Origin of the sequence: Dysgonomonas sp. ZJ709 (genome assembly GCF_011039195.1) — a bacterium.
Taxonomy (GTDB): Bacteria; Bacteroidota; Bacteroidia; order Bacteroidales; family Dysgonomonadaceae; genus Dysgonomonas.
In genome coordinates, this window is record NZ_JAAKEM010000003.1 from 201,618 (window position 1) to 227,726 (window position 26,109).

Annotated in this window: 27 protein-coding genes and 2 pseudogenes; 9 read left to right on the top strand and 20 right to left on the bottom strand. The window is 37.2% G+C overall.

Features of this window, described 5'->3' with window-relative positions:
• Positions 1-107: 107 nt before the first annotated feature.
• From G7Y56_RS04220 to G7Y56_RS04230, 3 genes are read right to left on the bottom strand one after another with little or no spacing between them, the layout of a single operon-like run.
• Positions 108-1,556, bottom strand: coding sequence for a relaxase/mobilization nuclease domain-containing protein (locus G7Y56_RS04220; protein ID WP_165041356.1), 1,449 nt, complete (start codon positions 1,554-1,556; stop codon positions 108-110).
• Positions 1,546-1,899, bottom strand: a complete 354-nt coding sequence (mobC, locus tag G7Y56_RS04225; RefSeq protein WP_165041358.1) for a plasmid mobilization relaxosome protein MobC — start codon at positions 1,897-1,899, stop codon at positions 1,546-1,548. The genes G7Y56_RS04220 and mobC overlap by 11 nt, the downstream gene beginning before the upstream one ends.
• Positions 1,886-2,257: a hypothetical protein gene (locus G7Y56_RS04230; protein WP_165041360.1), complete on the bottom strand. Its 372-nt coding sequence runs from the start codon at positions 2,255-2,257 to the stop codon at positions 1,886-1,888. Before G7Y56_RS04230 ends, mobC begins: the two co-directional genes overlap by 14 nt.
• 684 nt (positions 2,258-2,941) lie before the next feature.
• Here G7Y56_RS04230 and G7Y56_RS04235 point away from each other — a divergent pair.
• From G7Y56_RS04235 to G7Y56_RS04255, 5 genes are all read left to right on the top strand, one after another.
• The gene (locus G7Y56_RS04235) at positions 2,942-3,436 is read left to right on the top strand and encodes a DUF3408 domain-containing protein (protein WP_165041362.1); all 495 of its coding nucleotides are present in this window, start codon (positions 2,942-2,944) and stop codon (positions 3,434-3,436) included.
• Between the two features lie 104 nt (positions 3,437-3,540).
• Positions 3,541-4,323: a ParA family protein gene (locus G7Y56_RS04240; protein WP_165041364.1), complete on the top strand. Its 783-nt coding sequence runs from the start codon at positions 3,541-3,543 to the stop codon at positions 4,321-4,323.
• A 19-nt stretch (positions 4,324-4,342) separates the two neighbouring features.
• A complete protein-coding gene (locus G7Y56_RS04245) occupies positions 4,343-5,176 on the top strand; it encodes a hypothetical protein (protein WP_165041366.1) in 834 nt (277 codons plus the stop codon).
• Between the two features lie 212 nt (positions 5,177-5,388).
• Positions 5,389-5,676 (top strand): helix-turn-helix domain-containing protein, encoded by a 288-nt coding sequence (locus G7Y56_RS04250; protein WP_165041369.1) that lies wholly within the window; start codon positions 5,389-5,391, stop codon positions 5,674-5,676.
• A gap of 7 nt (positions 5,677-5,683) precedes the next feature.
• Positions 5,684-5,986 (top strand): helix-turn-helix domain-containing protein, encoded by a 303-nt coding sequence (locus G7Y56_RS04255; RefSeq protein WP_165041371.1) that lies wholly within the window; start codon positions 5,684-5,686, stop codon positions 5,984-5,986.
• 272 nt (positions 5,987-6,258) lie between these two features.
• Here the strand turns inward: G7Y56_RS04255 and G7Y56_RS04260 are convergent, their stop codons facing one another.
• Positions 6,259-6,648 (bottom strand): helix-turn-helix domain-containing protein, encoded by a 390-nt coding sequence (locus G7Y56_RS04260; protein ID WP_110312742.1) that lies wholly within the window; start codon positions 6,646-6,648, stop codon positions 6,259-6,261.
• Between the two features lie 482 nt (positions 6,649-7,130).
• Between G7Y56_RS04260 and G7Y56_RS04265 the strand changes: the two genes are divergently transcribed.
• Positions 7,131-7,412, top strand: a complete 282-nt coding sequence (locus tag G7Y56_RS04265; protein ID WP_165041373.1) for a hypothetical protein — start codon at positions 7,131-7,133, stop codon at positions 7,410-7,412.
• A gap of 248 nt (positions 7,413-7,660) precedes the next feature.
• On the opposite strand, the gene G7Y56_RS04270 is transcribed toward G7Y56_RS04265, so the two are convergent.
• From G7Y56_RS04270 to G7Y56_RS04285, 4 genes are all read right to left on the bottom strand, one after another.
• Positions 7,661-8,467 (bottom strand): KilA-N domain-containing protein, encoded by an 807-nt coding sequence (locus G7Y56_RS04270; protein ID WP_165041375.1) that lies wholly within the window; start codon positions 8,465-8,467, stop codon positions 7,661-7,663.
• A gap of 118 nt (positions 8,468-8,585) precedes the next feature.
• Complete coding sequence (locus tag G7Y56_RS04275) at positions 8,586-8,942, bottom strand: virulence RhuM family protein (RefSeq protein WP_165041377.1); 357 nt, start codon at positions 8,940-8,942, stop codon at positions 8,586-8,588.
• Positions 8,939-10,156 carry a site-specific integrase gene (locus G7Y56_RS04280; RefSeq protein WP_165041378.1) on the bottom strand — a complete coding sequence of 406 codons (1,218 nt, stop codon included), beginning with the start codon at positions 10,154-10,156 and terminating at the stop codon, positions 8,939-8,941. Before G7Y56_RS04280 ends, G7Y56_RS04275 begins: the two co-directional genes overlap by 4 nt.
• Positions 10,157-10,182: 26 nt before the next feature.
• Positions 10,183-11,409 carry a site-specific integrase gene (locus G7Y56_RS04285; protein WP_165041379.1) on the bottom strand — a complete coding sequence of 409 codons (1,227 nt, stop codon included), beginning with the start codon at positions 11,407-11,409 and terminating at the stop codon, positions 10,183-10,185.
• A gap of 309 nt (positions 11,410-11,718) precedes the next feature.
• Here G7Y56_RS04285 and G7Y56_RS04290 point away from each other — a divergent pair.
• Positions 11,719-11,898, top strand: a pseudogene (locus tag G7Y56_RS04290) (tyrosine-type recombinase/integrase); the annotation flags it as partial.
• 83 nt (positions 11,899-11,981) lie between these two features.
• Here G7Y56_RS04290 and G7Y56_RS04295 read toward each other — a convergent pair.
• The 4 genes and pseudogenes from G7Y56_RS04295 to G7Y56_RS04310 all read right to left on the bottom strand — a co-directional run bounded on the left by G7Y56_RS04295 (position 11,982) and on the right by G7Y56_RS04310 (position 16,196).
• A pseudogene (locus tag G7Y56_RS04295) lies at positions 11,982-13,295 on the bottom strand (RtcB family protein).
• 6 nt (positions 13,296-13,301) lie between these two features.
• A complete protein-coding gene (locus G7Y56_RS04300; RefSeq protein ID WP_165041380.1) occupies positions 13,302-14,024 on the bottom strand; it encodes a slipin family protein in 723 nt (240 codons plus the stop codon).
• A 367-nt stretch (positions 14,025-14,391) separates the two neighbouring features.
• On the bottom strand, positions 14,392-15,450 hold the full coding sequence (locus G7Y56_RS04305; RefSeq protein WP_165041381.1) for a DNA polymerase beta superfamily protein: 1,059 nt from the start codon (positions 15,448-15,450) through the stop codon (positions 14,392-14,394).
• Positions 15,447-16,196, bottom strand: a complete 750-nt coding sequence (locus G7Y56_RS04310; protein WP_165041382.1) for a nucleotidyltransferase domain-containing protein — start codon at positions 16,194-16,196, stop codon at positions 15,447-15,449. Before G7Y56_RS04310 ends, G7Y56_RS04305 begins: the two co-directional genes overlap by 4 nt.
• A gap of 349 nt (positions 16,197-16,545) precedes the next feature.
• On the opposite strand from G7Y56_RS04310, the gene G7Y56_RS04315 reads away from it, so the two are divergent.
• Complete coding sequence (locus G7Y56_RS04315) at positions 16,546-17,403, top strand: nitroreductase family protein (protein ID WP_165041429.1); 858 nt, start codon at positions 16,546-16,548, stop codon at positions 17,401-17,403.
• Positions 17,404-17,424: 21 nt separating this feature from the next.
• Positions 17,425-18,444 (top strand): YafY family protein, encoded by a 1,020-nt coding sequence (locus G7Y56_RS04320; RefSeq protein WP_165041383.1) that lies wholly within the window; start codon positions 17,425-17,427, stop codon positions 18,442-18,444.
• A gap of 67 nt (positions 18,445-18,511) precedes the next feature.
• Here the strand turns inward: G7Y56_RS04320 and G7Y56_RS04325 are convergent, their stop codons facing one another.
• From G7Y56_RS04325 to G7Y56_RS04360, 8 genes are all read right to left on the bottom strand, one after another.
• Entirely contained in the window at positions 18,512-19,444 is a 933-nt protein-coding gene (locus G7Y56_RS04325) for a hypothetical protein (RefSeq protein ID WP_165041384.1), read from the bottom strand.
• A gap of 288 nt (positions 19,445-19,732) precedes the next feature.
• A complete protein-coding gene (locus tag G7Y56_RS04330) occupies positions 19,733-20,620 on the bottom strand; it encodes a site-specific integrase (protein WP_165041385.1) in 888 nt (295 codons plus the stop codon).
• The gene (locus G7Y56_RS04335; protein WP_165041387.1) at positions 20,590-21,012 is read right to left on the bottom strand and encodes an Arm DNA-binding domain-containing protein; all 423 of its coding nucleotides are present in this window, start codon (positions 21,010-21,012) and stop codon (positions 20,590-20,592) included. The genes G7Y56_RS04330 and G7Y56_RS04335 overlap by 31 nt, the downstream gene beginning before the upstream one ends.
• A 600-nt stretch (positions 21,013-21,612) precedes the next feature.
• A complete protein-coding gene (locus G7Y56_RS04340; RefSeq protein ID WP_165041389.1) occupies positions 21,613-22,629 on the bottom strand; it encodes an NAD-dependent epimerase/dehydratase family protein in 1,017 nt (338 codons plus the stop codon).
• Between the two features lie 67 nt (positions 22,630-22,696).
• On the bottom strand, positions 22,697-23,272 hold the full coding sequence (locus tag G7Y56_RS04345) for a Crp/Fnr family transcriptional regulator (protein ID WP_165041391.1): 576 nt from the start codon (positions 23,270-23,272) through the stop codon (positions 22,697-22,699).
• A 341-nt stretch (positions 23,273-23,613) separates the two neighbouring features.
• Positions 23,614-23,901: a putative quinol monooxygenase gene (locus G7Y56_RS04350; protein ID WP_165041393.1), complete on the bottom strand. Its 288-nt coding sequence runs from the start codon at positions 23,899-23,901 to the stop codon at positions 23,614-23,616.
• Between the two features lie 2 nt (positions 23,902-23,903).
• Complete coding sequence (locus G7Y56_RS04355; RefSeq protein ID WP_165041395.1) at positions 23,904-24,887, bottom strand: aldo/keto reductase; 984 nt, start codon at positions 24,885-24,887, stop codon at positions 23,904-23,906.
• Positions 24,888-24,969: 82 nt separating this feature from the next.
• On the bottom strand, positions 24,970-25,875 hold the full coding sequence (locus G7Y56_RS04360) for an AraC family transcriptional regulator (protein WP_165041397.1): 906 nt from the start codon (positions 25,873-25,875) through the stop codon (positions 24,970-24,972).
• Between the last annotated feature and the right edge of the window lie 234 nt (positions 25,876-26,109).

Below are 26,109 nucleotides of genomic sequence, written 5' to 3' on the forward strand. Positions count from 1 at the left end.
ACTTAACGCTTAATGATTTGTTAACAAAAGTAATAAAATAGCTCGAATAACCTCAACAATAACAACGACTTTGTAATATTTACATTTCTCGAACTGCGATGCCTAAATTATATACTTCTTCCTCGTTTCTTCTTGTGTCTTACATCATCTTTCTTCAATTGATATTGGAAATTACTTTCGGCAGAATTACCACTAGAGTTTGATAGATCGGAGAAGCCCCCTATTGCAGAAACTACTTCGCCTGCGGTGGTTATAATTGGGGAAATAGTATTATTGGACGCAGTTTCTTTAATGGTGCTAGAGACTACTTCGGCAATAGAGCTTGTCGCTTTCTGCATAGAAGTAGTTTCGGGTACTCGTGGATCATTCCACGATTCCGTGTAATCAGTATCAGTTGGATTTTCTTTCCACAAGTACGGATATTGATAATCTATTCCTCCCCACCACTTGACTTTCGCTTTTACAACACACCCCGCCTCAATCAACCGCTTATCCATCGCACGCATCTCGTATTTTCCATACCTCACAAACTCATCAGGGCGATTCTTGAACATAAACACCTTTTGTTGCTTGTCGTCCGTAATAACATACGCCGAATACAGCAGCCCCTTGCTGTTAGTCATATTCTCCAAATAAATATACCCTCCCTCTTTCAAAATAGTTGCCTGCTCAGGCGTTATTTTTATCCCTCCGATAGTTGGCAAACCATCTCTTTTTGGAGAATCTATCGTTGGCTGAGGCATTTCTTTAGGTATATTCGGAGTTGATTGTTCAACTTCTTTAACCACTTTCTGCTGCTGTACTTCCCTTACTGTTTGTTTATTCTCTTCTATGATATTCTTTTGAAATTCCTTTTTCAGATTCCCAAAGCTATATTTTCTATCCACTTGAGAGCCTTTGAAAGCAATATTCTTATACCGGAATGATACCCCTTCAATTCCGTTCGTTGTCCGTTTGTGCTTATATTCAATATCAATCCCGAATTTCTGAAGAGCAAACCGCAGGTCTGCCGGATTCTTACAACCTGGCAAAACCGCCTTTATGGAATCATAAATATAATATTTCGCCTTATCGGGATTCCTTAGTTTCTCTCGTTTAACCTTCTCCTTTCCTTCACCATAAGTGAGACCGTGTTTATCCTTTAGTTTCTTGCAAACCTTGATATTCCGCTTAAAATCATTGTTGACAGATATTAGTTGCAGGTCATCATCAATACGGTTGTATACAATATGCAAATGCTCATTCTCCGTATTGTGATGCCGAACTACAATATACTGTGTATTTCTTATCCCCATTTCCTCCATATACTCTTTTGCCAGTTGCAGCATAAAATCATTCGTCATTCTTGCTTTGTCTTCGGGCGAGAAGGATATCGGAATATGTCCGACAGGCTGTTTTATCTCCTTCCTACCTGAACGCTGTACAGTAAAGCTGCGGATAATACTCTTGGCATTATCCGCAAATACGCCCTCTGCTTCCAATAACTCGTGTGAATCGTTCAACACATAGCGAACACAGCCACCGAAACCTTTCCCCTTTATATTCCTAGCGATCATTGAGTATAGTCTTTATCCAATTTAACATAGGTATAACTTCATTTTCTATCTCATAAAACCCTGCCTGATTTGCTCGTTTTGCAAGTTGATTCAGATTGTTTGCTATGCCCGAAAGTTTACGTATCAGGTCTAATTCCTCTAGTGTAAAACGTGATTTTACACCTCCGTTTAAAGTCATTTCTCTCGCATATTGGGTAGCAGTCAGTCCCACTTTCAACGCTTTCCGCTGTACGATTGTATAATCTTCGGGAGCCAATTTGAGGTTTATCGACTTCGATAACTTGTCCTTATCCTTTTTCGGACGACCGCGGAGAGCCTCCGCCTCCAATTTATCTTTTCCCATAACATATACATTTCAAGTTATGGAATAATTCCCTGTACCTCCAAGTACAGGACAAGCCGACAGATCTGCGACCATCGGAAGCAGAACGGAAGGCTTGTTGGAGACCCCGCCAACTGCAACCATCGGGAGCAAGTGGTGTGGTCGACAGCCTCGCAGAGCAAGGTTTTCGAGGGGACGCAAAAAAGCCGACAGGCGAATTTTGGGTTACCCGAAAGATTACCTTGCTCCGAAAGCAATCGAAAAAAAACGAATGCGGAAGCAATTCGCTTTTTTGAGACATGAAAACTGAAAATCGAGAAATGGGATGAAAGATACGGTTTAACAGAGCCGTCGTAAGTAATATTTTTTCTTTGTTCATAGTCTGTAATTTTAATGATCCAGACTACGAATAAAATAATAATATTCGTTGAATATCAATATAATAAACATACAGGAATCTTATGCTGAGAGTTGCTGAATATTGCCATTTCCGGGACGAAAAGTCAGGTTTGAATTGCCGGGATTTGCCAGTCTGAGAATCGCTAATAAAAATCCGCCCCGAATGAGGGTCGTGAATAATCTCAGGCATGAGATTCATGTTTATCGAGAATTGGCAAAAAAAATCAGGATCAGCCTGATTCATTATCCGTTGAATTATTATTGGCTTACCCGACTACAATATTATGGTAATTTATTTCGGTAGGCAAGCCTTCTTTTATCATAATAATGCACAATAAAGCAAAGTCATACAGCTAATTACCTTTCTGATTAATCTATGGATTTATTGCTATTTCTTTGTATCGAGACAGCTGAAAACAGCTCTAATCATAGAGACCTATTTTTAGGTTGTTGAAAATAGATTCATCCATCAAATGCTATCTAAAATGAGAGATAAAAAGAAATATCCACTGATCCGTTCACCCGTAGACACGTACACAGAAGTGTAGAGCTGTGTAGCTGTATACAATAGTCTGGATTATTAGACACAATCAGATAATCGTTCAATAACCTATTGAGAGATATACAAACAGAAATAGTTATCAATCCAATTTAACATCTACATATGAATGAAAATATAAATGGAGCAACAAATCAAACCAATGACAGTTCTACCCCGACCAGAGGAAAAGCTGTCCATAGTTTTATGACACCTAAAAAGCAAACGATAGAGGAAGTACCAATCAATACCGATGTAATAAATGGAGCTTCTGTCCCCAATAATACTGATGCCGAAAAACAAGAAAAGATAAATTCGGCATCAACTATTCCTGTATCACAAGTTTCGGAAAGCAAGACCAAAGATGCAAGCCGAAAAAAGCGAACAACAGCCGTCGATTATTCGGAACTATTTTTGGGTCGCTATGAACTGGACTCACGTCAGGGATTACACGTAGAAAAAGAAACCATCGCCACCATCAAACGCATTGTTCATAGTATCGGTGATCCGCGTCTGACAGTCAGCGGGTTTGTCGAAAACGTCTTGAAACACCACTTTGAAATTTACAAAGAGGAAATCAATAGCCTCTTTGAAGGGAAATTAAGAAAACCAATTGATTAAGGTCTCAGACCCTTATGATTTTTCACTAAGTATAACAACCAAAGACTGTTATATCCGTAAAACACAGCAATAAATTTTATTCACGACTTAATTTAATTAACCCAATGAAAAAGAATAACCAACCCTTATTTATCGCCTTCTCTACCCAAAAGGGCGGAGTCGGCAAAACAGCATTGACTGTTATCACTGCAAGCTATTTACACTATTTGAGAGATTATAATGTAGGAATCATCGACTGCGACTATCCCCAATACAGCGTACAGGAAATGCGGGAACGGGATATCAAACAGGTAGAAGACAATCCCTACTACGGAAAACTGGCAGAGAACCAATTTTCGGAATTAGACAAGAATATCTATCCCATAGAGACAGCTACCGTATCAGATGCAATCACGACAGCACATTCTATGATAAACAGCTACGATACCGATTTTGATATTATCTTCTTTGATATGCCGGGTACATTAAATACACCGGGCTTTATCGAAACCATTTCTGAAATGGATTATATCTTTTCACCCATCAGTGCCGACAGGTTGGTATTGGAAAGTACCTTATCGTTTGCCCAGGCATTCAACGATATGTATATCAAACCAAGGCAAGTCAATACCAAAGCACTTTACTTGTTATGGAATCTGGTAGACCTGCGTGAGAGTACAGAACTCTATGACGAATATACTGCCCTGATTGAACGCATTGGCTTAAACATCCTCAATACACGACTGCCTGACACCAAACGGTTCAGGAGAGAGATGTCAGCTTCTAAAAAGGCGATCTTCCGTTCAACGATCTTTCCTGTCGATAAACAATTGCAGAAGGGTAGCCGTATCAATGAACTGATAGATGAGCTTTGCTCAAAAATCACAAATAATCAAAAGCCAGAATAAATATTAAATAATCACCGATATGATAACAACAGCTACTTTTATGGAAATATTCTCCACATTGATACTTATTACCACACTTTCATTATTGGCAGCTATGATAACTCAGACTGTTTTTTCCAGCTGGTATAAACACTACCAACAACGAAAGAAAAAAAGACTAAAAGAAATAAGGCAGCAACGGCAACACAAAGCAGAAGAGCTGAAAAAGGCTCGAATACATACTATGCTTATAAACAATCATCAGGAGGTGAAGCAAGAAAATAAGCGCCTTACAGCTGAGAATGAAGCCTTACGAAGAGAGCTGGATTTATATTCCGAACTTCGGGCAGAGATGATAAGCAATTCTATCAGGCTCGAAGAAAGAGCCTTTGACTTGAATTGTAAACTTAGTAAAGCCCATAAAAGGATCGAAACATATAAGAAAGTAAACAATAGAATACAAGCCCAAGCCATCGTATCTCAATCCAAAGAAGAAAAGGCTGATCTGTTTGAATTATCGGCATCTCATGGACAAGGAGAATATTTTCTGGAACTCGAAGTCGAACCCGATGGAATTATACAGGCAAAAGGTGTGACCGTTGAAGAAATAGCTGACCTGAAAGACATCATGCAAGGCAAAAGCACTACCTCAGATCTGGATTCGGCTATTGTTGTGGCTAAAATGAAAGATACAGTTTTATTCGACAAATTACAAGAGCAGATCAAAGGAGCAAAGCAACATTTAAGTTTATTGATTGATCGTGTCGATCAGAAAATCCAAAACAAGAAATATTATAAAGAAGGTGTGGAGGAATATTTTTATGAGAATACAGGTTTTAGTATAAGAGATTTCTTACCTGATAGAAGTGCATGAAGGAATGAGAAAATAGAAATGATACAAACGGAGCAGATGAATAATCTGCTCCGTTTCTTTTGTTAAAGACACATAGGATAAACGCCAACTAACGCCAACTAGCGCCACGAGTTTAAGAAGTATTGATACAACTGAATATTCTTATTTTATTTGTATAAACGAATAACAACAAGCTAAAAAAAGAACCAAATATAAATTAAAAAAGTACAGCTATGGGTATACGAATTATTGACGAAAGAGCATTCGAAAAATTAAAACAACTGGTAAAGGATGTGCGTGAGAAGAGCAGGCAACTGATACCTGTATCATCCAAAAGTGAGTGGCTGGATAATCAGCAGGTATGTATGTTGTTGGATATATCGCCCAGAACATTACAATCGCATCGGGACAGAGGCATACTTGCATACTCGCAAACAGGTCATAAATGTTACTACAAAAAGTCCGATGTGGAAAAACTAATGCAAAAATCCAGAGTAGACGCAAAACCAATTAAAAAATAATACGATTATGGATAATGAAGATGTATTGAGAGATAATTCTCCCGAAATCAAAGAAATACTGATATTGGCAGATGAAATTTCCGAGAATATGGAGCAGAGTATCAAAATCAATAAGCCGAGTTTGAATGGCGAACGTTACCTGAACAATAAACAGGTTTGCGATATACTGCATATCAGCCCCCGCAGTCTTCAGGATTACAGAGATAAGGGGCGGATTGCCTTTTACAAGTTGGAAGGGAAGATCCTGTTTGCAGAATCGGATGTGTATAAGATGTTGGAGGATAATTATAACAAGTCGTGGGTACAGTAAGCCCCTCCAACTCACACCCCAATGAATATTATTTATCTTTTTACAGCTGATAAACACCCTTTCTATGAAGAGAATAAATAAGGCAAGGTTTTTCTCTGGAAATACTGTTCGTCAGAACGCAGATTTCCGATAAAATCCTCAAGGGCTTTGACCTTGCCGTTTTATTGGCTTCCTATTTCTTTGTATTCAGATGAAAAAAGAAAAACAGCTAAAACAAAAATCCCCTTGAAAAATCAAGAGGACTAATATATTATACGGTAACTAAGATAATGTTATTTCTTCAGTTGATTTTTCAATTGTTCATTTTCAACTTCTAGTTTTACGATCCGCTCATATAATTCTGACACTTTTTCTAACGGATTAATAACTGATGTTTTACTAACATTGTAATCCCCTTGTATCTCGAAAATATATGTTTTCGCCTCATTCTTTAGATTGCGGTATTGCAAAGCATTTGCATCGATACCAAATATCTTGGCAATTTGTTTTAGCTTATCCTCACTGATAACTTCCTGGTTTTCTAATTTAGAAACATCGCTTTGATGTATATTCATTTGAGTTGCAAAATATTCTTGCGACCAGCCCAACATAACATCACGAAAAAATCTTACATTCTCTCCATGATGTATTTGATTCCCAGTTTCATTGTTAGTATTTGTCATAATTTAGTTTCTAAAACATTTATTCGTTAATCTTTGTTCCGCCTAAATTACTATAAATTATTCAATGTACAGTATAACTTATAGCAAGATTCTTTATTTTAAGGTTGATTTTATTGATTTCCAACCAATAAAAATTCCTATTGTTTATAGAAGGAAAAAGTTCCGTTTTTTAAAACAGTCAAGTAACTTTGTCATGTTGATACTCGCTATCAATCAGATGGTTTGCGAAGGCATACCATCCTTATTATTCAGAATAATACAAAGAGCGTTTAGCTGTTTCGGTGTAACTTAAAAGTCCAAAAGAAGTCAACTGCAACAATCAAGATCAGTGTAAACGTCACTCCACCCACAAGTGGAGGACGTTTTCTATTTTGTTTGCATGGGCTTGGACTCCCAAAGTTACGGATATGTTAATGTTCCTCCGCTTTTTTATTTGCTGACAATGCCTGAAACGAGGGAGACAGGCTACAAAAGAAATACCTATGTCTACAAAGAACGAAAAACACAATATGACGAACGAAGCAGCAGATTACTTCCGTGCTGTAGCTCTTCCATTTACCATATCAGAATGTGTCGGATTATCCCTCGATGAATTATTAAAGCTTTATGTAAAACATCATGTTGTAAAACCCGAAAAAAAGAAACCTAAGGATGTGACTATAGAAATGCGTTTATCGGAAGCTACACTTGTATGCCGTATTCAGAATGATATTTGTACGGAAGCCTATTTGCAGACTGATGATATAGAAGATACAAGTAATTAATATCTGATACTATTAAAAGCACCTTATTCTTTACCAAGCCTAAGTAGGCTGCTTATAGTTAAGCAATTCATTCAATCAATTTGCTCCAAGCCAAAATCTTGCCTGTTCTATAAGAAGGAGAGCTAAAGTTAAACAACCGACAGGTAAGATTTATAAGGGTGTCCCTCACACTACGGGGACACCCTTTGTTTATGTACTTGCTGCTCTTGACAGTTTTATATAAAGCCCTTTGCTCAGACAAGACAGCCTTATTTCAATAACTTGCGGTTCTCCACCTCCTGTAATATCCTCATCTGTTGAATAGCAATCTGATTCAGTTTCAACAATCTGTCTTTTTGAATCATACCCTCATTGATAAAAACAGCATTGATATTCTCCATATTGGAGAGGCATATCAGTTCATTGATAGTTGCGTAGTCCCGGATATTGCCTTTCAAATCGGAATTTGCATCACGCCACTGCCTGGCAGTTACACCAAACAATGCTACGTTTAATACGTCAGCTTCATTGGCATATACGATGGATATTTGCTGTGGTGTTAGTTCATCAGGTATAAGGTTGTGTTTTACGGCATCGGTATGGATATGGTAATTGATTTTAGACAATTCCCGTTTTGCAGACCAACCAAGTTGATCCTGTTCCTGTTCTTTGAGGCGTTGGAATTCTTTAACAATATACAGCTCAAATTCAACCGAAATCCAACTTGCAAATTTGAAAGCTATATCTTTATGGGCGAATGTCCCGCCATATCTTCCTGATTTAGTGATAATACCAATTGCACTAGTTGCATCTATCCATTTTGAAGGGGATAATGTAAATGCGTTTAAGCCCGCCTCTTTTTTAAACCTATCGAATTCGATAGGTTTAAAATCGGGATTGTAAAGACTTTCCCAAATACCGAGGTATTCGATTGTATTGCGATTGCGCATCCAGTTTGCCACTACGATAGATGGTTCTTCTGACTTGTATTTGGCGATATCAGTCAAAGAAATATAATCGTTATCCTTTATTCGAACAACTGTTACGTCTGTTTCCTGTACCCTTATTTTAGCCATATTTATTTCTGTTTTTAATTATAGCGAATTCGCCATAATTAGATTCTGCAAATTTAATTCAAAATAGTGGTATTCTTTTATTTCCATCGAATTCGATGGAAATAAATCCATCTAACTTTCAGTTCAGCATCGCATTTTGTAAAGGCAATACAAACACTTCCGTTATGTCGTGCCTGATTACCTTCTTCATTACCCAATTGCGGAATACCTCCGCCTTTTCCGACTTCACCCTAAATACAACAGCAATAATCATCTCCAACCCGTAATAGTCTGGGTAGACTTTCAAACCCTCGACTGTGCCACTCATCGAGTAGTCGCCACCAGCAACACCCGATTTCTCAATGCTTCGGATAGCACTCTTTGCCGTTTGATAGAATACACCCAATAGGTTGGCAATCTCATTAATATTCATGCTGACCTCTTGCGGAACACTAACCATTCCGCTATCACTAATTGTAATTATCTCTCTTTTCATGGTTGTACGGTTTGATTTGCGCTATTCTTCATTGTTTTTCTTCGTTCTATCAGTCTGTCCATATCCTGAGATATTTTGTCGTCCGTTACTTTGGCATATACCTGCGTTGTGGAAATATTTGTATGCCCCATCATTTTACTGATACTTTCAATCGGAATACCCGCTGATAACAAAAGGGTTCCGAAAGTATGCCGACTTTGATGATAGCTCAGATTGTCCTTGACTCCGGCAAGAAAGCCTATCTCATTAATGCAATACCATATCCGATCACGATTAGGTAGTGGAAAGACAGGCTTCGTATCATCTGTCGTGTTGTAGAACGACAAAATTTGTTCGGCAATCGGATGCAAAGGAATAAAGGCTTCCACATCTGTCTTTTTCCGATGGATTTTTATATAACGCTGTCCATCGGCTGTCCGTCTGATGTGACGAGGATATAATCCTTTTACATCAACATAAGCTAGAGAAGTAAATGCGGAAAAGATAAAGGCTCTGCGTGTCAGCTCTTGCAGTTTGTCGGGCATGGGTCTCTCCATAATCAGTTTCAATTCGTTTCTGCTTATGTGTTGTAACTTAGGCGGTGCTTTCTTTTCGTATGCAACATCGGCAATCGGGTTAAATCGGAGCAGTTCTCGATCAACTGCAATGTAAATAAGTCGGTTCAACCAAGTCATACAATGGTTAATATGTCCGGAACTATAATCCTTACTTTTTAAATAAAGTTTGTAGCCTTCGCCAAACTCTTCTGTAATAGCGGTAAATGCAATGTCTTTCATCTTCAGTGTGAGCAGATACCCATGTAAATTACTTTGAGATACCTTCGATTGCCGATAGGTGGAGGTTGAATTAATCTGTAACGCACGTATTCTTAGTCGCTCCCTCTCTGCTTCGCCTGCTTCCAACAATAGCATCGGAACGGAATTTACTTCGGTAATAGTATTTTTGAGTAGCTCCGCACTGATAACGCCTTGTTCTTTGAGGATCTTTTCGTAGGTTTGTTCAATCCGTTGGCGAAATGAGATGAGTTTTTTATTGGCTCTCTCTTCCTTAATTTCTCCTTTGTTACTGTTCCAATCGTCAGGATTGCAATAGATGCTTGTCGTTAGGACTGTTTGTTTTCCGTCGATAGAGATACGACATAAAACGGCTGTTGTGCCGTCCGCTTTTACTTTATTTCGGTTGATATAGAATAATATCTTGAATGTACTTCGCATAATTGTATTGTTTAATCGGGTTAGTATTACAGAACTAATTTTAAATCTTTGGTCACTTCAATATACTTGTCCATATCTTCAAATAGTTTTTTCGGGGTAACACGAGCATATATCTGTGTGGTTTTAATATCTGCGTGACCGAGCATCTTAGAAACGGTTTCGATAGGAACTCCACCTTCGAGTGTGATCAAACTTGAAAATGAGTGCCGTGCTGTATGATAGGTTAGCACGGGAATACCAAGAATTTGGCGTAGGCTTTGAAGGTTCCATTTCAGCGTATTGTATTCCATTTTGGGAAATAAGGTTTCCCTTGACTTGTTCTTGTACTTCTCGATTAAGTCAATGGCTTCGGGCAACAACTTTACTCTACAAAGTTTGCCGTTTTTACCTCGTTGGTATTTGAGCCATAAATCGCCTGTATCATCTTTAGACAGATTATCGTTTGTTATGGCTACCACATCCACATAGGCTGTCCCGGTGTAACAGGCAAACAAAAACATATCACGAGTCGTAATATGAGACCATCGGTGTTCTTCAATCTCTAAATCTCGTATCTTCTCAAAGTCTTCACGACTAAGGGCTCTTGGGGGATTTTCTTTCTGCTTTAGCAGGGGATAGTTGACAAAGTAGTGTCTATCGGAATGTCCCTCCTTAAAGGCTATTCGACATATCTTTTTCAATATCGCCAAATAGTGTCTGACTGTCTCTACACCCAATCTCTGATCAAGCACAAGAAAATCCTGAAACTCACGGATAAACTGCTCGTTAAGCTGGCTGAATGCAAGGTCGGATGTGTTGGAATTTTTTTTGATAAACAGGACTAATCTTTTTCGGGTGTAGAGGTAGTTGGGAAGGGTGCGATGAGATACATCGATGCCTATTCGTGCTTTTATTTCTTCGATATGGCGGTCGAATAGTTTGAGCAAAGTCATTTGGGTATCGACACTTCCCTGAAACAAATCCTTGATAGCCAAAGCATCAAATGACTGCTTGCGTTCAATAAGTACATCGTATGCACCATTAACAGCAAGCAGTAGCTTGTCCAACTTAGTGTTGGTCGTTACCGCCTCCCGGCTCTTGCCGTTCAAACGGCTTTCTCGGGGATTCCACAGCGAGGGGGTGCAGGAGAGTTTGCAACTGAACTGTGCCATAGACCGACCAAGCGTGATGCGTCCCATAATCGGAGCCTTGCCTGATTTGTCCAAACTGCTCTTTTTGAGGTAGAGCAATACCTTGAATTTTTCTTTTTTCATTCACCTATATTTTTTGTGGCTTATTGCAGTCGCAAATACGACTGTAAAGTTACCTGTTATATAAGTGCTCTTTGGTATGCAAAACTTTGTGAATCAGTGAATAAAAAGCATGTTCTAAGTTCTTTACTATGCTTTTGGTTACCTATCGGTATCCGGTAACTTGTCGGTTAACGGTTTGGTAACGGATATACTGCATAATTTCACAGGAATTTGATTTTTATAAAACTGCTATTTAATGAAAATAAACTCATTTTAAATATATTACCTGTTTGTCTTCTGTATTCTGTTTTTACTTGCTTGGGTGGAATTATCCACGTAGCCCGTCATACTTGCGCAACCGTTGTTATGCTCGCCAACAATGTCTCTTTAGAAAATGTAGCCAAGATTTTAGGGCACTCCAACACAAAAATGACACAGCATTATGCTAAGGTACTGGATAGTTCTATTCTCAGAGATATGGGGAGTGTGGAAGCTAGGTTTGAAAAATAAAATAAATATTTGCTCTTTAGTTTTGATAATCAGCAAGAAACAAAGCAATCATATTTCAAAAAAAGAAATATGATTGCTTTCATTTAATTTACCGACTTAATATTTAAAATTGGTTTCACAGAATCCAAAATAGTTGCAGTATCTGCAATGGCGCCTATAATCATATCCTTATCCTTGTAAGCCATCGGTGATTCGTCAAGCGTAGCCTTGCAAATAGATGAGGAATAAATACCCTCCATTTCCTTCTCGAATTCATCCATATCCAATGTCTTGAAAGCCTGATTTCGAGCTAATATTCGTCCTGCTCCATGTGGAGCTAAACAATTCCAGTCCGCATTACTCTTTCCTTCACAGATAAGAATACCGTCACGCATATTGAATGGAATAATCATTTTTTCACCCTTATACGATCTGATTGCTCCTTTTCGGATAATCCAGTCAGAAGTATCAATAAAGTTATGCATAGAATAGATTGATTCCTGAGCTTCATAATCATCACCCAAAGCACGAAAAATAGCTTTTGACATTGCTTTATGGTTATACTCAGCATAAGTCTGAGCAATAATCATATCTATTAAATATGCGTACATCTCATCGCCTTGAAGCAGAATCTCATCCACACCTACCATATACTTTGCTCCCAACTCTTTTAGTTTGTTCGGAATTTCAGATGTAGGCAATGTATTTTCAATGATATACCTAAATTCAGTATGATATACTTCAGGGAGTTCCTTATTTGGTTTCAATTTATTTGCATGGTATCTGCAAACTCTATTTCCAAAGTTTCTGGAACCTGAATGTATAGTGAGGTAATGAGAACCGTCTTTTGAAGATTCTCCTAATTCAATGAAGTGGTTGCCTCCTCCTAATGAACCAACTGAATGATAGAAAGATTCTTCTTTCATATCCAATTTTTTACATAGAGATGCTATTCCTTCTTTATTGATAACGATAGGCTCTTTATTCTCACCGAATTTTACTTCCCAGGCATTCTGAAACGCTGATATTTTAGTATTCACATCGTTGAAATATAATTCCACCCACCAATCATTAAATGATTTTTTGTTCAACGTGCCTTTTCCCATTGGGACAGAACGTCTGATTCACTTATCAATATCTTTGAACAGACTTGTATCTATTTGCTTATTTAATTTATGGCTGGTTACTGAGCATCCTATATCTACCCCAATATAATTAGGATTGACCATCGTAGTGATTGGCATCGTAAAACCGATAACAATACCTTTACCTACATGGGTATCGGGCATGATACGTACTTGCACTCCTTTTGAAACTTCATGATTCAAGATGTTTTCTATCATATCTATTGCACCATCTTCTGCTTCGTCCAGAAATATTTTGCAATTCTGATTATATTTTCCTTTTAATTCTATCATTGTTAGTTATTTTTTTGTTTGCGTAATTTGATTCAAATCTCCAATAGTGAAAGTATGTTTTCCCTTTTCGGCAATTTTTGATATTGTCTCCAACATCTGAAAGAAGCGAATATTGTCGTCATCCTTCATCAGTTCCGAAGCATTCTTTAATGTACGGGCGGTAGCAACGGCTGTTCGTGCATTTTCTAAATCGGATTTAGCTCGAATCTTAGCTTCTAGATGTTTCGAGAATAAATCTTGTATTGATTTAGGAAAAGTCATATCTCTCACATCCAATTCTTCAATCTCTATTCCGTATTCAGATAACTGTTCGTTAAGTATTTCTTTTTTGAGTCCGCTTAACTCTGCTCGTTTATCATTCAATTCCTCACTATCATAGTTTGTAATAATATTCTTAACATGTATTTGAGATATTATCCCAATACGTTGTTCGGCTTCATAAATAATAAAACTTGTAGCACGGTCGAGAGTAAAATGTTTCAGAAATTTGTCTCCGTCAATAATCTTATAAATAAGATAGAATGAAAAACGAAAAGCAATATTGTCTTTACTAAGTACTTCTTGATTAGTAATATTCAATAATTTACTGATCAAAGGGAGAGTTATAACATCTATCTCGTTTTTCCAGTCCCAAAATTTGTGTATTCCCGCTTCAAGTTTTTTCTCAAATACATTTTTCCGGAATAAATATCCTTCAGTATTCGCTTTTATTTGAAATGTTTTTTTCATAATTATAATTGTTATAATCTTGTTGTTAGTTTTAAAGAAAAACACCAGGTTAAAGGGAAATCTAATTAAGTAAGTCATCTCTTTCTTTACGATATCCTTAGATTTTCAGGCTTTAACCTGATTCGAACTATAGGTTCTGTTTTTCTATTTTTGTCAGAGTTACAATCTGATGCCAACCAAAAGGTAATGCTTACCAATAGCATCGAGGATTCGAACCTCTCGGAGTTTGTCTGCAAGACCTTGTTTATATACAAACTCCTAACTTAAAACAAGAGCAGTTTTATCTTTTTTTAATTCTCTTACAAAGGAAATAAATTGATACGCAGTATTTTTGCGTAGATAAAAAATGATTTATAAATTGATAATTTTATTTATACAATTCCTCTCTCATTTTCACCAAAATCCTTTCAGCCATTACAATATCAGGCTTCTCTTGTAAACTACTTAAATTAGTATATTTCTCTATGCTTTCCATTAACTCGTCAGCCATAACCAATAAATCATTATATTTCATATCTCCTGATTTTATATCAAGTAATTGTTTTCGGTTTGGACGTTTTACAGTAAGAGTTCCATCCCGTATTATCTCCTCCGCTACTTGTAATAAACGTATCGTATGCATCATATTCTTAGAATCATAATTTTTGCTATGACTCAAATTAGTCTGATAACGATTGTCATTTCGCTCTGCCACCCAGTCCCAATATTCCTTGTATTCTTTGCAATACATCGAATAAGCCTCTATATTGAAACTCAGATAAGCTATTTCCTTTTCCCCTTTTATTATGGATGATAGAGAAACCTCATTCGCTGGTAGACTATTCACTATACCATGATAACTGAACTTTTCTTCTTTATCATAAAATAATGCATACATTCCTTTGCTGTGGGCTATTGAACTAAGTCCACATAGTTCTTGCTTATACCTTTCCTTATCCAGCCATTCTTTTACAGGAACAGAAGAATATCCTTCAAGAATGTAACAAAAATCCAACACACCTTTCCGTTCTTTATCCATTGAATTTACTACTTTTTTCTTGTAGCCTCTGGCTTTCTTTATCTGAGAATGAGCATATCCTGCAAAAGTATCCTTACACAGCTTTGAAAGAAACATATCTATATGCAGTTCATCCATTAATGGATGTTTATATAATATGCAATCGGCAGGTGAAGCTAGTATTTCCAATATGTTAGGGTTATTCTTGCAAAGTAGTTCTACAAATCGACCGAGTTCGTAATACACTTCATCATTCGTTTCATTACTTATTTGAGGTATGTATTCCAACCCATAGAACATATCTTTTGGCAGATAGAATACCCCCTTCAGATCGGTGTCTGATTGGGGAGTATTTAACCCATATGCCTTGCTTCCACTTATACATTCGAATAGTAACAAGCCTTTATCTTTTATCTCTTGTATTGTCATTTCATTATTGTTTTTCTAAAAAACGAATCTAGTAAGTCTGAATCAAATTTCTCTTTGTCTAATCCGTTTGATTTCTTTATGTAATACTCAAAAGTTTCATCTATCCATAATTTCATAGAATCTTCTATTTGTATTATAAAGCTTTCATTTACAGTCTGCTTTTTCTCTATTAAAGATAGGATATTCAGCCTTAAACAAGTAGGTGTCACATCCAGAAGAGGAAATATGCTCATCGGGGCTATGCTCTTTCTCTCAACACACCACAGGGCTGATAACAGAGGTCGAAGTATATAAAACAGTTTTTTTATTTTTAGATTCTTATTCTCTATACTTTCCGTCGCTCCTTTAGCTATTCCTAAGTAATGATGTGCATTGCTTCTTGCACAAAAATAATGTTGGCAAAGATTCCATAATTCTTTTCTGAAAGATTCGTTTTCCATATATACCATTGGTGATTGTAACCATTCGAAAGGAGTTGTATTTGATTTGCCTATCAACTGTAATGTTTTCGATAGATCCCATCCGTATATATCCCATGTTTCATCGATTCGAAAACTCAGGTGATCCACTTTCTTTTGTATAGACAGATAATGTTCTAATGGGCGAACATATATAAATCGTACATCGTAATCACTATCAGGTGAAGGAAATCCCCATGCACGGCTACCCGATTCGCAAGCAAATAATATTTTTATATCATATTGCTTCTCTATCTCTTTTAGTTTATCTTGTATGATTGTTTTCATAATTTTTCTTTTTTGTACCCCTGATGAGATTAGAACTCACATTCTTCTTTCGAAGCAGTACGGCTCTAAATGCGCTTCCCTACTTATAAATTAATATTTTCGGTGCTTCTGCAAAATCTACCCGCAACAACGCATGGTCAGAAACGGGAATATCCGCACACTCCACGGCTCAGTCTAATCTTTTTCCGCAGCTTTTCCTTTTAAGCTACAAGGGCATTAAGTTAATGATCTCTTTATTTGAGGATACAAAGTAAAAGCGTGGATACGCAGCTTTTTTGCGTAGATGAATTTATTTTTATTATTTTTGATAGATAATAGAAGGTCAACTTAATACTAGCAGCAGAAAATGATAACAATAGACATTGAAAACGAAAGTTGTATAAAATGCGGTAAATGCGTAAAAGTATGTCCGGCATACATTTTGACACAAGAAAATCCTAAAGCTGAAATAGGCTTAAGAAATATCCAGACATGTATAGCCTGTGGTCATTGTGTTGCCGTATGTCCTACCGATTCAGTTATTCACTCCGAATTTCCTCAACAAAAAGTACATACACTTAATAGAGATATCCTACCTACGCCGGAACAAGTAATGGAGTTGTGTAGATCCAGAAGATCTAACAGAGCATTCTTATCATCGGCTGTTCCGGAAGAATATCTCCGCCAGATTGTAAATGCTGCACATCTGGCACCTACAGCCAGCAATGGACAGGAGGTGAGTTTTACCCTTGTTACAAACCCCGATTTACTAAAACAGATATCAGATATTACAATAGAGACATTTGAAACCACTGTGAAAAAAATATCAAATCCTCTGATAAAGCCTTTTTTGAATCTGATATCACCCGGGGCAAAGGATGCTATCCCAAAATTAAGTGCTGTTATTGCAAAACAAAGAAGCGGTACTGATGCTATATTACGGGACGCAAAAGCTGTTTTATTCATACATACACCAACCTCCAGTAACTTTGGAAGGCAAGATGCAAATCTCGCATATCAGAATGCTTCTCTTATGGCTGAAAGTTTAGGAGTATCTCAGTTTTATACGGGATATGTATGTATTGCATTTGATTTGGATAAGAAAAAGCAATTGTCCAGACTATTAAATATTGAAGGTGCCATACATGCAGGAATGGCTTTGTCGATGCCAGCTTTTAAATTCCCTAAATATATAGACCGCAAAGAACTAAACCTTACAATATTTTAAATATACAAATCCAAGTAAACTATGCCGGTAAACCGTAACGCTCTCATCCGCTATAAGACGATAGATACATGTTTGAGAAATAAGTATAGACAATGGACACTTGAAGACCTGATAGATGCCTGTTCTGATGCCTTATATGAATATGAAGGTATAGATAAAGGTATCAGCAAACGTAGTGTCCAAATGGATATTCAGATGATGCGCAGTGAAAAACTGGGCTATAATGCACCCATTGTAGTTTATGACAATAAATACTATAAGTACGAAGATGAAGATTATAGCATAACAGCCACTCCACTGAGTGAAGGTGATTTGAAAGTAATGTCGGAAGCTGTTGAAGTGCTTCGCCAATTTAAAGGCTTTTCTTATTTTTCAGAGATGGGTGATATTGTGAGTCGGCTGGAAGACCATGTAACCTCTGCCAAGCAAAAGACAATCCCTGTAATTGATTTTGAGAAGAATGAGAGTTTAAAAGGACTTAGCTATCTTGATACCATTTATAATGCTATTGTAAATAAACAGACACTGGAAATAAAATACCGTTCCTTCAAGGCTCGTTCAGCATCCACTTTTATATTTTACCCATATTTGCTCAAAGAATATCGTAACCGATGGTTTGTTTTCGGAGTAAAACGAGGGACTCCGATGTTAATGAATCTGGCATTGGATCGCATTCACAGTCTTGAGATAGCGGAAAAAGAACCCTATCGGGAAAATAAGTTATTCGATCCTCAAACGTTTTTTGAAGATGTAATAGGAGTTACCAAGGCATTAAATCAAAAAGGGGAGATTGTTCGTTTTCTGGTAGATAGGCAGAATGCACCTTATGTGCTTACAAAGCCTTTTCATAAGAGCCAGCAATTGATAGAGACACAAGATGACGGGTCGATGTTATTTGAAATAGAAGTTGTGATCAATCAGGAGCTGCAACGTGAGCTTTTTGGTTTTGTAGATACGATCAGAGTGCTGTCTCCCCAATCTTTGGTAGAATTTATGATGCGAAAGTTTAGATTGGCGAGAGAAAGGTATAATAATGACTGAATTCAGTAACGACTTCCTGCCCACTCCAACCCTGTTACCAATGTTGGGAATAGATTAAACAATATCCTCAATCTATACCTATACTATCCTTCTTCTCAAACTGATAATACGTCCTCCTGCCATCCCCATACTTTTTCAATACTCCCATCTCACTAGCCACCCTCAGATCCCTGCTAGCCGTAGCAGTTGAAATATCTCTATTATACTCCATATAAACCTTCCGGGTAAACCCACTACCCTTGATTACCCCTCTGAAAAACGAAACCCTGTCACCCGGATTCAATAACTGATCATGAAAAGCCAGGCATTCAGTCAAACACTCATCAACAATACCAAGAAAGAGCGGCTTAAAAACAGAAAAGTCATGATTATAGCTCTCCAGATATACTGCCAAACTATTTTCAGTTTTAGGATCATGTAAATATTTGTATCCGAGTTTCTGAAAAGGCATAAACAGTAACAACTTATGCTGATCATAAAACATAAGCATCAACCATATCTCTGCTATTTCCTCCTTCCACATACCCAATGGAAAAGATTTGAAAAGATGAAAGCAAAATTCAGTCAGACGCAGCAGGTAAAACCCGTTACTGTTTTTCAACGTAGTTTCAAAGACAGTCAATACTGACTCGTTCATATTTTCCACTTTTTTTCCATCCAATAAACTCAACGCTTTATATAAGGATTCAGGTTTGTACAACTTATATTTCTCCATATAAGAATAAGCATTAACCAGCCCCTGAACCATACTATACTCCAAAGAATCTTTGCTGATATAGTTTTGGAGTTTCTTATTATCCAAAATAACTTCCGCGATTTGATCAGGGTTTAGACGCAGGCTATTATCTTCCAGCATCACCTGAAGTGTTTTTATCAGATTATTCTTCTTAAAATCAATCTGGGGATAAATCTCATATTTACCCTTTAATATACCCACTTTTTCCGATATCGATGCTATATAGGCAATATCAGCTGTCGTTAATTGGTATTCTGTCTCCATACTATTATGCTATCAGTTATAGCATCAAATATAAACAATTACCAGATAACAAGATATATAATAATGTATTTTCATCAGATTATACAACAAAATTTTATCCTGTATCATAGTAAATATGCTGTCCTTAATGCTATTTAAATGCAAATATGAATTACAATCCTTATACCGATATCAGTACCGATGTCGGTATATGTTCTTTATCAAAATAGTATGATTGATACTATCATTCATACTATCAGATTCAATAATTTAATATCTTGAATCTACCAATGAATACTATAAATAATACTATTTATTGCCTTTCAACCTATCCGCCATGACTTCCATCTCCTCCTTCACCTTCAGATTAGTAATCTGAGCATACACCTGCGTTGTTCGGATCGACGTATGGCCCATCATCTTGCTGACCGACTCCAGCGAAACACCATTACTCAGAGCCAGCGTTGCGAACGTATGCCTGGCCGTATGATAAGAAACCTTCTTACCTATACCACACACATCAGCAATCTCCTTCAAAAACTCATTCGTAACCTGATTACTACGTATCGGAAACACCCGATCATCTGCTATCCGATCTGCTTGCTTAATTTCTGTTTCTACTTCTATTTTATTTATTTCTTTACACTTATCACTATATTTCCTCCTATACCTATCCAGTATTTTCATCGGTATATCCAGCAACGGAATATACGATACACTATCCGTCTTTCTCCTGCCTGTCCGAATACGGTATAACGAATTCCTTTCCTGAATATCAGAGAACTTCAGGTTAGCTATATCGGAGAATGACAAGCCTGTATAGCAGCTGAACACAAAAGCATCCCTGACTACTGCGAGTCTTTCAGTAACAAACTCTTTGTCCATAATTCTCTTGAGTTCTTCTTCTGTCAGGTAGACAGGTTCTTTTTTCTCGGTATGAAAGCGGAAGATATTAAACGGGGTTACTTGTATCAATCCTGTCTTTTGTGCAAAGTTCATAATGGAAGCAAAACGCTTCATGTATTTGATGGTGGTATTGGTGCTGCATTTGTATTTCTTATGGAGAAACTGATAGAACTTCTCTAAAAACCATAAGCCTATCTGATAGATGTGTATATCGGGTACTTTATAGGTAAGCTTCATAAACTCAATTAAACGCTCTAAGGTTAGTTTATACATATCAGCGGAGCCGGGCATATATTCCTTCCGCTTTTCGAACGGTAGATCTTTACCTGCTCTTTAAACTGATAGGTCAGCAAGGTTTCTTCTTCTACAGCTAAGAAGCTTTGTTTTAAACGGTGTACGGATACATAATCGAGGTTTTGGGATAAACGGGTATAGTGGTCTTCTATATTTCTCCTGAGGGCTTCCAGTTGCTTGTTGATTTCCTTACAATATACGTTGTCTACACTATTCCCTACAGTCTGCTTGGTCTTTTGATCCCACAACAGCGGATCGATACTCAACCCGCTGCTGAACTGGACCTGCTGACCGTTAATAGTCAGCCGGACCATAATGGTAGATAATCCTGATTTCTTAGTTTCGTTCTTCTTGATAAAAAACAGGATGCAGAATGTGTTTACTGCCATATGTATTCTATTATCTGGTATGTAATTAAAAACACTACAGTTAACTCGAATATATTTGTTTACCTATAAATCATTCTTACGATGTAGCAGGAAAACAAGTAACCTAAAGCCTCATTGTTATAAACCCTATACGGATCGTACCTGAAAAATCCTTTCAAATAGGTACGACTTAGGTATTCCGCTATTTACTAATACGAAGTGTAAACTAAAAAAACAATAAATCGCTGATGTTGCAGATTCATTGATATGATGCATTCAGGCACGTTTGAGAAACGACGAGAAAGCGTGAATCTCACACCTTAAAAAAATGACTCACGATTTAGCTACTTAACTTTTGCTGTGTTTTTCACCATATTGCTATCAGAATAACAGAAATGTATAAATATGTTATGTAAATAGCAGATAAATGACATATTTGAGGCTGTTTTACCCCGAATATTATAGTCCCAGGCAGTGCTATGTGGTATAGTCCTAACTTATTGAGGGTAATTAATTGTATCAGTGCAGTATACACGAGGTTAAGGGAAAGCAACTGCAACTATATTATATCTCCGTCAGATTTCATCTCCCATCCTTCAAGGAATGTAATATTGCATTTTTTTACTTCAAGATACGCTCCTTATTCTCCCAGATATACAGCAAAGCTTCTTCGAGTGCCTGTCTGGTCGGTTTAGGATTAAATCCAAGCTCAACCCTTGCTTTGCTGATATCAAAGTCTTGCTTCAATCCAGAGAACATAGCCACCTCCTTTGTAATCATAGCCGGAGCTTTACCTGTTATCTTAGCACTCAAGCCCAATAACGCACCAAACATATATAATACAAATTTGGGTACAGGCGTTGGCTTCTTCAATTTAAGTTGAGGTAACAGTTCGTTCGCAACTGCAATCGATTCTGTAATCGAAATCCCCTTTTCATTTGCCAGAATATAACGTTCACCATTACGTCCTTTTGTAGCAGCAAGATAACAACCTTCTGCAACATCTTTTACATCTATCCAGTTGAGCATAATTTTTGTCTCGATAGGCAATTGGTTTTTCAAGATCGATCTCAATATTTCATTCGAGTTACTCAGTCTGTCAGCAATGATACTTCCTATCATAGCACTCGGCATCACAACGACCAGTTCTATCTTGTGTTTCTTTGCAAGTTCGAATGCCAGCTTTTCGCCATCATTCTTCGAGTTGTAGTACATATCCCTGCGATCGGGATTGTATCCCGAGTTTTCATTGATAACTTCTTTGGAGTAATTGAGTGCTGCTATCGAGCTTACATAAACAATACGCTTAACTCCTGCTTCTGAGGCTGCTTCAATCATATTTCTACAACCCTCCATATTGGCATCGTAGATTTCTTTTTGAGGGTCTTTTGCCCAGAGCTTAAAAATAGCACCTACCGCATAAAATATTTCTACTCCCTGCAAGGCTTTTATAAGGGAAGCTTTGTCTGTCATATCAGCCTGTACCACTTCGCAGGCTACATCTCTAAATGGTTCTTTGTTCTTAATATTACGTACAGAGGCTCTCACATTGTAGCCTTTACGAATAAGTAGACGAACCAGATTATTTCCTAAGTGACCGTTTGCACCTGTAACTAAAACTAAATTATTTTGTGTCATAATCAATATTTATTTATAATTATGGAACAAAGGTCGGGAATGGTTATTTGTCTACACTTGACAAAAGTTAAGTAATTATTTTGCGTCTGATCCGGCTCAAACTTTCGGGTTTCATGCCCAAAAAGGAAGCAATGTATTGCAATGGTACATTCTGTATTATTTCTGGGTGTGATTCCATGAGTTTGAGGTAACGTTGCTCAGCTGTAAGGGTTGCTAAATCTTTAGCTCTGTTTTCGTTGTAGGTCATGGAGTCTGCTAATACAAAGACGGAATAGTTTTTCCAGGTAATGCTTTGTTGCATAAGTGCATCAAAATCGGGCTTGTTTATTCTGAGCAGTTCACAGTCTGTTATACATTCTGTATTGACATTAGATTGTGTTTGATTGGAGAAATTGGAAAAGGAGGTGAAAAATCCATGAGGGCAGTTGATGTGTATGGTAACTTCATCTCCATTGTCATCGTAGTAAAATAAACGCATAAAGCCTGATACTATGTAATAGAGGTATTGGGGTACTTTGCCTGCTTCTTCGATAACTTTGTTCTTCGGATACAAAATTGGTTCGAAGTATTTTTCACAGAGTTCAATGTCCAGTTCCGATAACTGGCTTTGTGTGCATATGTCTTTTAGTAGTTGGTGGTGCATACGATTAATTGGTGAAAGTGGCTTATAAACAAAGATACTGTTTAAGGAGCAGATTTGATGATTATGATTCTGTTTTCCTCAAATTGTGATATAAGAATATATCGGTCATTGGATACTCCCATGTGACTCTATGGCTAAAAGTCGAGAATAATTTAAGAATAAAAGTGAGCAGAAAAACTACTCACTTTCAAATCAAGAACCTTGGCATAAATCTGAATTGTACGAATACTCTTATGCTCCAACATCCGAATCCGGTTTATATAGGAACTCCCTGTGCTCAACAGACTATAGTTATCGCACCATAAGGATACATTTCTTTTTTTACATTTCGAGATTATTTATCAGTTTATTTCTGAATGATGAATGGCTGATAAAGGCTCAAAAAGCCCCAGAGCGAAGTATTTTTTTTCATGCTCTTTTTTCATATGTTCTTGCATTGCCCACTCATTTGTAAAGATTTCCCAAAGGATAAATTCATCCGGTTTTTCATTATTTTGAAATATCCTGAATAATTCACAACCCGGTTCTTTTACAGTCTCTTTGATAAGCTCGGCAACTGCAATTTTAAACTCTTCTATTTTGTTTGGCGCACATTTAAGAATGACTGTAGATTCTATTTTATTACTCATAATTATTTGTTTATTAATTTCAAGGCTGATGCCGGATAACGATCACCCGTATTTGGATATTTTGCTATAATCTTTTCTACTTCTATGATTTCATCAGCCGTTAATTCTACGTCAACAGCCTGTGCATTCAGTTCCAGATATTTCCTTTTCTTGGTTCCCGGAATGGGGATAATATTTGAACCTTTTGCTAAAATCCAAGCCAATGCTAGTTGAGCAGTATTGATATTCTTTCCATGCGCAAATTCACTCAATTCCTTCATTAAATTTTGATTATTGATAAGATGTTCGCCCTGAAAACGAGGCAGAAACTGTCTGGCATCATTTTCTCCTGGCCTGGTTATAAAGCTCTCGGTAAACATACCTCTACCTAGTGGTGAATAAGGAATAAGTGACATACCCAGTTCATTTACCGTTGACAAAATTCCCTGTTCTACATCTCTTGTCAATAGTGAATATTCGCTTTGTAAAGCTGAGATCGGATGTACGGAATTCGCTTTTTTGAGTGTCTGGGCTGATGCTTCAGACAGTCCTAAATAACGCACCTTCCCTTCTTTCACCAATTCAGCCATGGCTCCTACAGTTTCTTCAATAGACACATTCGGGTCTACCCGATGTAGGTAATACAAATCGATATATTCTACATTCAAGCGTTTGAGACTTAGTTCGACAGCCTGTTTCATCCATCGGGGAGAACCGTCTACTTCACTTGCCAAAAGATTGCTTTCATTATAACGTAGCCCAAACTTAGTAGCAAGGAATATCTTATCCCTGTTTTCTTTCAAAACTTTCGACAGTAATTCTTCATTTGCTCCACCTCCATAAAAATCGGCTGTGTCCCAAAAATTTATTCCCAGGTCAAGAGCTTTGTGCAATGTTGCTATACTTTCTTCGTTATTTCTTTCGCCATAGGCATGTGACATGCCCATGCAACCTAATCCTATTGCAGATAGGTTTTTGCCTGTTGTCCCTAATTTCCGATACTTCATTTTCATACTTTTTTTAATATTACAAAGGTAGGAACAGGGCGTTGTTGTTGAATTATACAATTCAAATCAATACTTATAAAAATCAAAGATTGTGATTTCGCTGTTCTCTGGGTGATAATCCCGAGTTTTTGTGAAAAAAATTGGTGAAGTGCGATGGGTATTCAAATCCGAGGGCATAGGCTATCTCTGAAATATTCCAGTCCGTATTTTTCAATAAGGCTTTAGCTTCTCTTACGATTCTGTCGGTTATGATTTCTGTGGAAGTTCTGGTTGTTGCTTCTTTTACCGAATGATTCAGGTGGTTAACATGTACTGCAAGCCTTTGTGCATAATCTTGAGGAGTCCTCATCGCTAAAGGTGTGTCGGGCGAGTTGACCGGGAATTGCTGTTCAAGCAATTCAAGAAACTGAAATGTAGTGCGGTGGGCAGCACTGGGGTATTGGTTGTTTAATTCTCTTCTGGGGTTTAGTTTTTGTACCTGATGAATAAGCAATTGCAGATAATTGCTTAACACGCTGTATTTATATAAGTAACCGGACGACATTTCTTCTGCCATCTTTTCAAAGAGAGAAGATATTTCTTTAAACAGAGTCTCATCTAAAAAGGTTACAGGGTTTTCATTCAGATGCAGTATCGGATAGTCTTGTTCGATAGCAGAACGGTTAGCAGACTGAATAAATTCTTCGGTAAATAGACATAACCAACCTTCTTGTTTTTCCGATATGGGTTGCCATGAATATGGAACAGCCGGATTAGTAAAAAATAGAGCCGGGCGGTCTATTGTAAACTTCTTGTCGGCATAATAAAGTATACCTGTACCAACAACAAGTACTATTTTGTAAAAATCACGACGCTGGTATATCCCGGAACAGCGCCAACGGGGAAAAATATTGAAATGACCAACTCCATTATTTTCGGCGGCTGCAAGTAGTCGCCTGTCTTTGGGTAGTGAACTATAAAATTCTTGTATCGTTTCTATCTGTTTCATGTGACAAAATTATATATTTCAAATGAAATAATCCAACTGAATTGTATTTGACCTATGATAAAATGAAAGTATCGACTCTTAAAGTTGACGAGATGAAAAGACTTATTCTCTAAAAGGTTAGATCACTGAATGAAATAAATTATAATTTCCCTATTCTGAACGAATTATGCGATTGGGGTAAATTGCTGACCAAAGAATAATATTGAAGCTTACATCAATCGACCTTTAGTAATT